Source organism: Xanthomonas sp. SHU 308 (genome assembly GCF_000364645.1).
GTDB classification, from domain to species: Bacteria; Pseudomonadota; Gammaproteobacteria; order Xanthomonadales; family Xanthomonadaceae; genus Xanthomonas_A; species Xanthomonas_A sontii.
This window is the reverse complement of sequence record NZ_AQOK01000829.1, coordinates 1-8708: the sequence shown is the minus strand read 5'-3', so window position 1 is coordinate 8708 and position 8708 is coordinate 1. Positions and strand designations below refer to the sequence as shown.

Genomic DNA, 8708 nt, shown 5'->3' with positions numbered 1-8708 from the left:
TGGCGGGCGACCCGCCTGCGCGTGGCCGACCTGCAATGGCGCTGGCTGGACGGGCAGGACGACGCGCTGGAACTGCGCTTCGCATTGCCGCCGGGCAGCTACGCCACGGCACTGCTGCACGAACTCGGCCAGGTCGAAGAGGCGCCGCAGGCCTCCACCGAGGCCTGAGCGCGGCCGACGCCTGCCGCGTCGGTCGCGACGACGCGCGCTAGAACCGATAGGTGCCGGTCAGCAGCAGGCTGCGGCCGTCCGGCAGCGGCACGAAGGTCTCGTCGAACTCGTCGGCATACAGTCGCCGATCGAAGACGTTGCGCATGCCCACGGTCACGCCCCAGGTCTCGGTGCGATAGGACACGTTCGCGTCCACGCTGGCCTGCCCGGGAATCTTGAAATAGCCGCCGGCCAGGCGGCGGCCGAGGGTGTGATCGCGCGCCAGGATGCCGCCGGCCACGCCCCAGCCGCTCCAGCGGCTGTCCTGGAACTGGTAGCTGCTCCACAGGGTGAAACGGGTGCGCGGGACGCCGAGGGTCGGCGTACCGTCGCGCCGGCCGATGCGGGCCAGCGCCAGGCTGCTGCTCAGTTCCAGGCCGGGGGCGAGGGCGCCGACGAAGTCGAGATCCAGCCCGTGGTTGCTCTGGCTGTCGATCGGTCTGGCGAAGTACGACGGATGCGCCAGCACCAGGTCGAAGCTGCGGTCGACGGTGATCTGGTAGTAGGCGGCGCTGAGCCGCGCCCGGTGCTCGAACAGATCGATCTTCGCCCCCACCTCCACTTGCCGCGACAACGCGGGCGGCAATGGCCGGCCGTTCTTGCCGAGCACGGCACTCGGCGCAAAGCCGTTCATGGTGCTGGCGTACAGCGACGCCTCCGGGGTCAGCTTGTAGACCACGCCGACGTTGGGCACCCAGCGGCGCCGGCGCAACTGGCGCAGTTTGCCCTTGGCATCGTAGCTGGAAATCTCGTACGCCGAGCGGCGCAGCGCCAGCAGCACGTCCCAGCGTTCGCCCATGCTGATCTGGTCCTGCAGCAGGATGCCGCTCCGGCTCGACCACGGGCTGCCGGGGTAATGCAGAATCCCGCGCCGCGAATGCGGCCAGTGCACCGGACCCAGCCGCTCGTCGCCGAACACGTCGTAGCGGTTGCGGTGCATGCGGATGAAGTAATCGCTGCTGCCCAGCCGCGCGCGCGTGTAATCCAGGCCCAGGGTCACAGTCTGCCGCAGCGGTCCGTCGCCGAAGCTGCCGACCAGGTCGTTCTGGATGGTGTAGTACGCCGTCGTATTGCGGTACGCCTCGGCATAGGCGCGCACGGCGCCCTTCGGCGAAGGCGACAGCATGCCCCAGTTGCGCGCGTCGATCGCCTGGGTCACGTACTGGCCGCGGCTGCGCAGTTGCCAGCGATCGCTGAGCCGCTGATCGAACAGGTAATAGGCGCGCTGGGTGCGGTAGGCGGTGTGGTCCTGTGCGTTGCCCAGCCGCAAGCTCCTGGGCGTCATCGCCGACACGCGGTTGCGCAGCAGCAGGGCATGGTCGGCGGCCGGCTGCCGATCGGTCACGCGCTGCACGCCGAGCACCAGGCGGTTGTCGTCTCCCTGCCAGGCGATGGACGGCGCCAGGTAGGCGGCATTGCGCGGCCCGTAGCCTTGCGCCGTGGAATCGGCATGCTGGCCGGAGACGACGAGCCGATAGCTCAGCGGCGTGGCGCCGATCGGTCCGGTCGCATCGAGCCCGGCCTGCACGTCGCCGCGCTCGCCGAGGACGTAGCTCAGTTCGCGCTTCGGGGTGCGCAGCGGTTGCTTGGTGACGACGTTGATCAGTCCGCTCATGTCGCCGCCGTTGCTGTCGCCGAGGATCGATTCCGGGCCCTTGAGCACTTCGACCCGCTCCACGCCGATCATCGGCGGGTAGCCGCCGAGGCCGACGAAGCTGTTCGGCATCCCGTCGGTCATGCCGTTGCCGGTGTAGATGCCGCGGATCTTGAACAGCGGCGCGCGCAACGGATTTTCGATCTGCTGCACGCTGGCCACGTTGCGCAGGGCGTCGGCGACGGTACGCACCTGTTGCGAGGCCAGCAGATGCGGAGCGACCACGTTCACCGACTGCGGCACGGCGATGGAAGCGGCGGCGTAACGCAGCGCGTCGCTGGCATAGGCTGGCACGTCGCCCATGGCGTGATCGGTCAGCGCCGCGGCGTCGACCTGTTCCAGCAGCTTGGCTGGCGCGCCGGCGCGGTGCGCATCGGCGGCATCCGCAGGATCGACCGGCGCCGTGGCGGCGGGGGTGACCGCCACCGTGTTCGCATCGAGCATGCGGTACGCGAGCCCACTCGATTGCAGCAGGCGCTGCAGCGCCGCGTCCGGGGTGAACATGCCTTGCAGCCCGTCGCTGCGCATCCCGGCCAGGGTCGGGCTGGCGGTCAGCACCTGCATGTTGGCCTGCTTGCCGTACGCGATCAGCGCCGTGGACAGCGCCTGCGGCGGGATCGAGAACCCGATCTGCCGTGCGTCGGGCGCGAGTGGCACGGCGAGGGCAAGGGGGCAGGGTGCGAGCTGCAATGCCAGGCTGCCGCAGATGATCAGTCGCCTCAGCCCACGCACTGCCCGTCGCCCCCCAGCGGAAGCGCGAATTATGCCACGCGCGGCGATGCCGACGCGGGCGGCCGCCGCCCCTAAGCCCGGGCGGCGCGCGGTATCGCCTAACGGCGGCTCAGCACGATTTCGTCCTTGCCCTGGCGCACCCGCAGCGGGAACACCTGCGGCAGGGCCTCGATCCACTGCGCGGTCGCATGGGTGTCGACCGTACCGGTGAAGCTCAGCCGCGCAAGCTCGGGGTCGGCCAGGCGCAGCGGCCGGTCGCTGTAGCGGTTGACCCGCGCGATCACCGTGTCCAGCGGCGTATCGACGAACTCCAGCCGGTGATCGCGCCAGGCGGTGGCCTGCGCCACGTCGATCTGGCTGACCTGCAGCGCGGGCTTGGCCGGATCGTAGGACACGCGCTGTCCGGCCACCGCTTCCAGCCCGCCGCTGCCGTCGGCCGGCACCTGGCCGGCGCCGTAGATGCGGACCCGGCCTTCGGTGACCGCGACTTCGACGCGTTCGCCGTCGCGGCTGACGTCGAAGGCGGTGCCCACGTCCAGGATCGACACGCCGCCGGCGTCGACCACGAACGGGCGCCCGGCGTGGTGCGCCACGTCGAAGAAGGCCTCGCCGGCGATCAGCTCCACGTGGCGCTGCCCGGCGCTGAAGCGGGTGCTCAACTTCGATGCGCCGCCGAGCGCGATCTTGGAGCCGTCCGCCAGCACGATGTCCTGGTGGCGGCTGGTCGCGCTGCTGTAGACCTGGGTGAGTGGCGGCGGGTGCAGCTGCCGCCAGGCCAGGGCGCCGCCGAGCGCCAGCACGCCCACGCAGGCCGCTACCTGCAGCGGCCGCCAGCGCGAACGCGGCGGCGCGAACCTGCGCACCACCTCGTCCCGCGCTGCCGCATCGAGCGTCGCCAGGTCGCCGCCGAGCGCATTGATGCGTTCGAACGCCTGCAGATGCCGCGGGTCGGCCTCCGTCCAGTCCAGCCAGCGCGCCACGGTGTCTTCGTTGCTGGCGGGTTCGCGCAGCAGGGCCCACCAGCGCGCGGCGTCGTCGAGGATGTGTTGGTCGATGCCGCTGTCCATTACGGGATCTCCGCTTCGTCGAAGCGTTTGCGGCAATGCGCGAGCGCGTTGGCCACATGGTAGCGGACCATTCGTTCGCTCACGTTCATCGCCTTGGCGATCATGCCGAAGTCCTTGCCTTCGATCACGTGCAGCACGAAGGCGCGGCTGGTCTTGGCGGGAAGTTCTTGCAGCGCCCGGGTCAGCGCGCGCAGTTGCTCGCTGGCCGTGGCGTGCCGCTCGGGAACCGGCGGGAGCGGCAAGTCGTGCTCCGGCAACTCCACCGCAGCGTTTTCGCGGACCTTGCGCATGCGCAGTCGATCCACCGCCAGGTTCGAGGCGACATGGAACAGGTAGGCGCGCGGCGATGCCAGCGCGTCGGGACGCTCAAGCGTCACGATGCGCATGTACGCCTCCTGCGCCACGTCCTGCGCGTCCGCCATCGAGCCGAGCTTGCAGTGCAGGAACGCGAGCAGGGCGCGGTGATGTTCCTTGAACAGCGCGTCGACCTGGTGCGCAGGCGCCTGCTCCGGCGACGGCGCGCCCTCGGTGTGCTCGGCCCGGCTCACGACTGCTGATGCTCCTGGAGGGAAGCGGCCGCGGCAGTATAGCCAGGCTCACTGGCCGCCACGCGACGCAGCACCGCAAGCGGCCGGCAGCGCCGCGGCCAGCAAGCCTTCCGCATGCGTCCGCAATGCCTCGCGGCGTCGAAACGCCGAGCGGTGCTGGCTGGGTACATCGGCTGCGGTCTTGCGTGCCGGGGTCAGCGGCAGCGCGAACCAGCCATCGACGATGGGCGTACCGCCCTGCTCGATCCAGAACGCGTCGTAGTCGGACAGGAACACGTCTCGCTTGCGCTGCAGCGGATGCGCGCCATTGCAGACGGCGCGGATCGCGTGCGCGCCGAGGCGCTCGGCGAAGGTGCAGGCCAGGGACAGCATCAGTTGCTTGGGCCGCAGCCCGTGCATCTGCTTGGTCAGCGCGCGCACCACGTCGCGGGCGTCGGCACCCTTGGGGCCCTGCAGGCAACCGATCAGTACCGTCGGATGGGCGTCGTCGCCGGTCACGGTCAGCACCAGGCGATACAGTTCGCGTCCCGCCGCGTCGCTGAGCTGCAACCAGAGCTCGCCTTCGCAGCTCATCGGCGCCGGCGGCAGCAGCGACAGCGTCAGCAGGCTGCCATCGTGCAGCGGCAGCGTCCCCAGGTCCGCCTGGCCTTGACGGTAGATGGCGTCGAACAACGCGGCCGGCAGGCGCTCGAGCATCAGCCGATAGTGCTGCCGGAGGTGACGCAGCCGCGCCTTGCTGCTCCAGCGGGTATTGACGAAACGGTGCAGGTGGCGCTCGAGCAGGCGCGGGTCGCGCTCGGCGTAGCCGCGCATCCGCGGGTCGCGGCACAGTTCGTCGAGGAAACGCAGATGCGCGGCAGGCATGCGCAGCGAACGCAGCAGGTACTTGGCTGCTTTGATCCCGCGCTGCAGGCGGTTGCCGTGCCAGTCCGTGCGCCCCTGGAACGAGCCCAGGAACAGCGGCCACCACCGTGACGGTGCGGCATCGGCGCTCGGCCGGGGCGGCAGCGCAGGCCGGGCCGGGCGCGCCGACTCGAACGCTGCGGCGCTCGCGGAAACGTCCACCAGATCAGTGGGTTGCAGGAAGAATTCGGTGGTCGCTTCGGTCACGTTCGGCTCGCAGAGGGACGGTGCTCTCTGACAAGACGTTTCAAGAAGCGAAAATTGAAATGGGTCCGCACGCGCGGTGCTCGGCCGCGTCCGCGGCGTCCCGGCCTGGCCGGATCTGCGTCGGGCAGGCGACGGGGGGCGTGCGACGGGCGTTCCCGTTCACGCCGGTCGCGGTGAAGCCGCTCTTGCACGCGAATGACAGATCAGTGGGCGATGCCGGATTCGGCGGCGCCCCGATCCGGCGCCCTCCACCTCGGCCAGTGCACAGGTTCCCGATCGGGCCAGCGAGCCGCGGTGCCCTCAGTTGCGGCGCCGCTCAGCGCCGCGCCAGCAGCACCAGCATCGCGCCGGTGCCGCCTTGCGCGGTCGGCGCCGAATGGAAGGCCAGCACGTCGTTGCGCTGGCGCAGCAGGCGGTCCACCAGATTCTTCAGCAGCGGCACGCCGCCCGATTGCAGGCCCTTGCCGTGCACGATCCGCACGCAGCCGAACTCGTGCGCGTGCGCCTCGGCCAGGAACTGGCGCAGCAGCGTCTCGGCCTGCGCCGCGGTGGCACCGTGCAGGTCCAGTTCGTCCTGGGCCGAGAACTGGCCCTTGCGCAGGCGCTGGAACACCCGCGCCGGCAGATGCTCGCGGCGGTAGCTGGCCACGTCGCCGGCTTCCAGTGGCGTGCTCTGCCGCAGCAATTGCTGGAACTCGCCCTGCGCCTCGGCGTCGTCGCGTTCGGCCATGCGCGCGCGCGGCTTGGGGCGCGGCTTGGCATTGGCCGGCGGCGTCGCGTTGAGCGGGGCCACCTTGCCGATGGCCGCGCGGAACAGCGCGGCGGGATCTTCGTCGTCGGAATGCGCCATGCGCACAGCTTAGAGCGTGCGGCGCGGTTTGAGGTGAGCGCGGCGTTGCCGGCAGCGTCTGGCGTGCGGACCACTGCGCTGCGGTCGCACGGTGCGACGCCGCTCCAGTGCGCGGCGCGATGGCCGTCACCGCGGTCGTCGTCGCGCTGTCAGCGACCTGGCAGGGCGCATCCGGTATCATGCCCCCGGTTTTCGAGGAGCACCATGCGCGTATTAGTGAGCAACGACGACGGCGTCGACGCCCCCGGCATTCGCATGCTGGCCGAGCAGTTGCGCGGCGCCGGCCACGAGGTGACGGTGGTCGCACCCGACCGCGACCGGTCCGGCGCCAGCAATTCGCTGACCCTGGATCTGCCGATCCGGCTCAAGCGCATCGACCACTACACCTGCAGCGTCGCCGGCACGCCCACCGACTGCGTGCATCTGGCGCTCACCGGCATGCTGGAGTTCGACCCGGACATCGTGGTCTCCGGCATCAACAATTCCGCCAATCTCGGCGACGACGTGATCTATTCCGGTACCGTCTCGGCGGCGATGGAAGGCCGCTTCCTCGGCCTGCCCGCGGTGGCGGTGTCGCTGGTCAGCCACAACCACGATCCCAGGCATTTCCAGACCGCCGCACGCGCCGCGGTGGAGATCGTGGCCCAGCTCAAGGCCGATCCGCTGCCGGCCGACACCATCCTCAACGTCAACGTGCCCGACCTGCCGTGGCAGGAGATCAAGGGCTTCGAGGTCACCCGGCTCGGCAACCGCCACCGCTCCGAACCATGCCTGCCGCAGACCGACCCGCGCGGCGGCACCGTGTACTGGATCGGCCCGGCCGGGCGCGAGCAGGACGCCGGTCCCGGTACCGACTTCCACGCGGTACGCACCGGCTTCATCTCGATCACCCCGATCCAGGTCGATCTGACCCGCTACCAAGCACTGGAAAAGGTCGCCAGCTGGGTCGGCGGCCTGACCGCCGCGTTGGACCGCCCGGCATGACCCCGCGGTTGCGCCTGCAGCCGGAAGCGATCGGCATCGGCATGACCTCGCAGCGCGTGCGCGATCGCCTGGTCGAGCGCCTGCGCGAGGCCGGCATCCGCGACGAGAGCGTGCTCAACGCGGTGCGCACCGTGCCGCGGCATCTGTTCATCGACGAGGCGCTGGCCTCGCGCGCCTACGAGGACACCGCACTGCCGATCGGCCACGGCCAGACCATCTCGCAACCGTGGGTGGTGGCACGCATGACCGAAACGGTGCTGGAAGCGGCGCCGAAGAAGGTGCTGGAAGTCGGTACCGGCTCCGGCTACCAGGCGGCGATCCTGGCCGCGCTGGGTCTGGAAGTGCATACCGTCGAGCGCATCGGCGATCTGCTGCGGCAGGCGCGCAAGCGCTTCCGCCAGCTCGGCATGAACGTGCGCAGCAAGCACGACGACGGCCGCATCGGCTGGCCCGAGCACGGCCCGTTCGATGCGATCGTGGTCACGGCGGCGGCGCCGGCGCTGGTCGACGCACTGATCGAACAACTGGCCCCGGGCGGCTGCCTGGTGGCGCCGGTCGGCGGCCCGTCCGCGCAATCGCTGATCCGCCTGCGCCGCGCCGCCGACGGCCAGATCGAACAAGACGTCCTGGCGCCGGTGACCTTCGTCCCGTTGCTGTCGGGCATGCTGGATTGACTTCCCGGAGCCGCACTGGATGAAGATTTTCGGGCCGTTGTACGAACGCGCCATCGCCTGGTCGCGGCATCGCCGCGCGCCGGCCCTGCTGACCGGTCTCAGTTTCGCCGAGGCCATCGTGTTCCCGGTGCCGCCGGAAGTGATGCTGGCGCCGATGTCGCTGGCACAGCCGCGGCGCGCGCTGTGGTTCGCCACGTTGAGCCTGCTCGGCTCCCTGGCTGGCGCGGTGATCGGCTATCTGCTCGGCCATTTCGCCTTCGCCGCGGTGCAGCCGCTGATCGAATGGCTCGGTTGGACGCAGAAGATCGACGCGCAGGTGAACCACTTGCGCGAGGTCATCGCCGAGTCGCCGTGGCGTGCGTTCTGGCTGCTGGTGCTGGCCGGCTTCACCCCGATCCCGCTGAAGATATTCACCTGGGCCTCAGGCATCGTCGGGGTACCGCTGCTACCGTTCCTGGCGAGCATGCTGGTGGGGCGCGGCAAGCGCGTGTACCTGGTGGCCGGGGCGATCCGCCTCGGCGGGCCGCGTGCGGAAGCCGCGTTGCGCCGCTGGATCGAGCCGCTCGGCTGGGTCGCCTCGGCGATCCTGGCGCTGCTGGTGGTGTGGGTCATATGGAGAGCGAAGGTCGGATGAGCGTGGATCGGGTGGTGCGGAACGGCCTGCGTTGCGGCCTGGGGGTGCTGGTGGCGGTGGCGCTCGGCGCCTGCAGCAGTGCCACGGTGGTGCGCACGCCGGGCGGCGCGCCGGTGCGCGGCACCGCTGCTGCCTCGGCGCCTCGCGTGTCCGTGCCCAAGCCCGGAGTCAGCGCCACCGTTCGGCGCGGCGACACGCTGTATGCGATCGCCCGCGCCAACAACATCACCCCGCAGGACCTGGCC

The 8708-nt window shown here is 70.5% G+C and carries 9 protein-coding genes and 1 pseudogene; 5 read left to right on the top strand and 5 right to left on the bottom strand.

All coding sequences use genetic code 11. The features are described from left to right. A pseudogene (locus D588_RS26925) lies at positions 1-168 on the top strand (tRNA pseudouridine(13) synthase TruD); the annotation flags it as partial. A 40-nt stretch (positions 169-208) separates the two neighbouring features. Here D588_RS26925 and D588_RS0121725 read toward each other — a convergent pair. From D588_RS0121725 to D588_RS0121705, 5 genes are all read right to left on the bottom strand, one after another. Beyond that, complete coding sequence (locus D588_RS0121725; protein WP_017917500.1) at positions 209-2521, bottom strand: TonB-dependent receptor; 2313 nt, start codon at positions 2519-2521, stop codon at positions 209-211. 173 nt (positions 2522-2694) lie between these two features. Then, positions 2695-3663 (bottom strand): FecR family protein, encoded by a 969-nt coding sequence (locus D588_RS0121720; protein ID WP_017917499.1) that lies wholly within the window; start codon positions 3661-3663, stop codon positions 2695-2697. Beyond that, positions 3663-4211 (bottom strand): RNA polymerase sigma factor, encoded by a 549-nt coding sequence (locus D588_RS0121715; protein WP_017917498.1) that lies wholly within the window; start codon positions 4209-4211, stop codon positions 3663-3665. The genes D588_RS0121720 and D588_RS0121715 overlap by 1 nt, the downstream gene beginning before the upstream one ends. 48 nt (positions 4212-4259) lie before the next feature. Beyond that, positions 4260-5321: a DUF535 family protein gene (locus tag D588_RS0121710; protein ID WP_017917497.1), complete on the bottom strand. Its 1062-nt coding sequence runs from the start codon at positions 5319-5321 to the stop codon at positions 4260-4262. Positions 5322-5637: 316 nt separating this feature from the next. Continuing rightward, entirely contained in the window at positions 5638-6171 is a 534-nt protein-coding gene (locus D588_RS0121705) for a Smr/MutS family protein (protein ID WP_017911056.1), read from the bottom strand. Between the two features lie 204 nt (positions 6172-6375). On the opposite strand from D588_RS0121705, the gene surE reads away from it, so the two are divergent. The 4 genes from surE to D588_RS25850 form a co-directional block, all read left to right on the top strand. Next, positions 6376-7155 (top strand): 5'/3'-nucleotidase SurE, encoded by a 780-nt coding sequence (gene surE / locus D588_RS0121700; protein ID WP_026143981.1) that lies wholly within the window; start codon positions 6376-6378, stop codon positions 7153-7155. Next, positions 7152-7829, top strand: coding sequence for a protein-L-isoaspartate(D-aspartate) O-methyltransferase (locus tag D588_RS0121695; RefSeq protein WP_026143980.1), 678 nt, complete (start codon positions 7152-7154; stop codon positions 7827-7829). The genes surE and D588_RS0121695 overlap by 4 nt, the downstream gene beginning before the upstream one ends. Positions 7830-7848: 19 nt before the next feature. After that, positions 7849-8463: a YqaA family protein gene (locus tag D588_RS0121690; protein ID WP_017917495.1), complete on the top strand. Its 615-nt coding sequence runs from the start codon at positions 7849-7851 to the stop codon at positions 8461-8463. Next, a partial coding sequence (locus D588_RS25850; protein ID WP_157836503.1) for a LysM domain-containing protein occupies positions 8460-8708 on the top strand: 249 nt, incomplete at its 3' end. The genes D588_RS0121690 and D588_RS25850, both read left to right, overlap by 4 nt.

Bases quoted from the DNA above. Each gene is read 5' to 3' on its own strand.
- D588_RS0121720 (WP_017917499.1), bottom strand. From the start codon at position 3,663: ATGGACAGCGGCATCGACCAACACATCCTCGACGACGCCGCGCGCTGG.
- D588_RS0121705 (WP_017911056.1), bottom strand. From the start codon at position 6,171: ATGGCGCATTCCGACGACGAAGATCCCGCCGCGCTGTTCCGCGCGGCC.
- surE (WP_026143981.1), top strand. From the start codon at position 6,376: ATGCGCGTATTAGTGAGCAACGACGACGGCGTCGACGCCCCCGGCATT.
- D588_RS0121695 (WP_026143980.1), top strand. From the start codon at position 7,152: ATGACCCCGCGGTTGCGCCTGCAGCCGGAAGCGATCGGCATCGGCATG.
- D588_RS0121690 (WP_017917495.1), top strand. From the start codon at position 7,849: ATGAAGATTTTCGGGCCGTTGTACGAACGCGCCATCGCCTGGTCGCGG.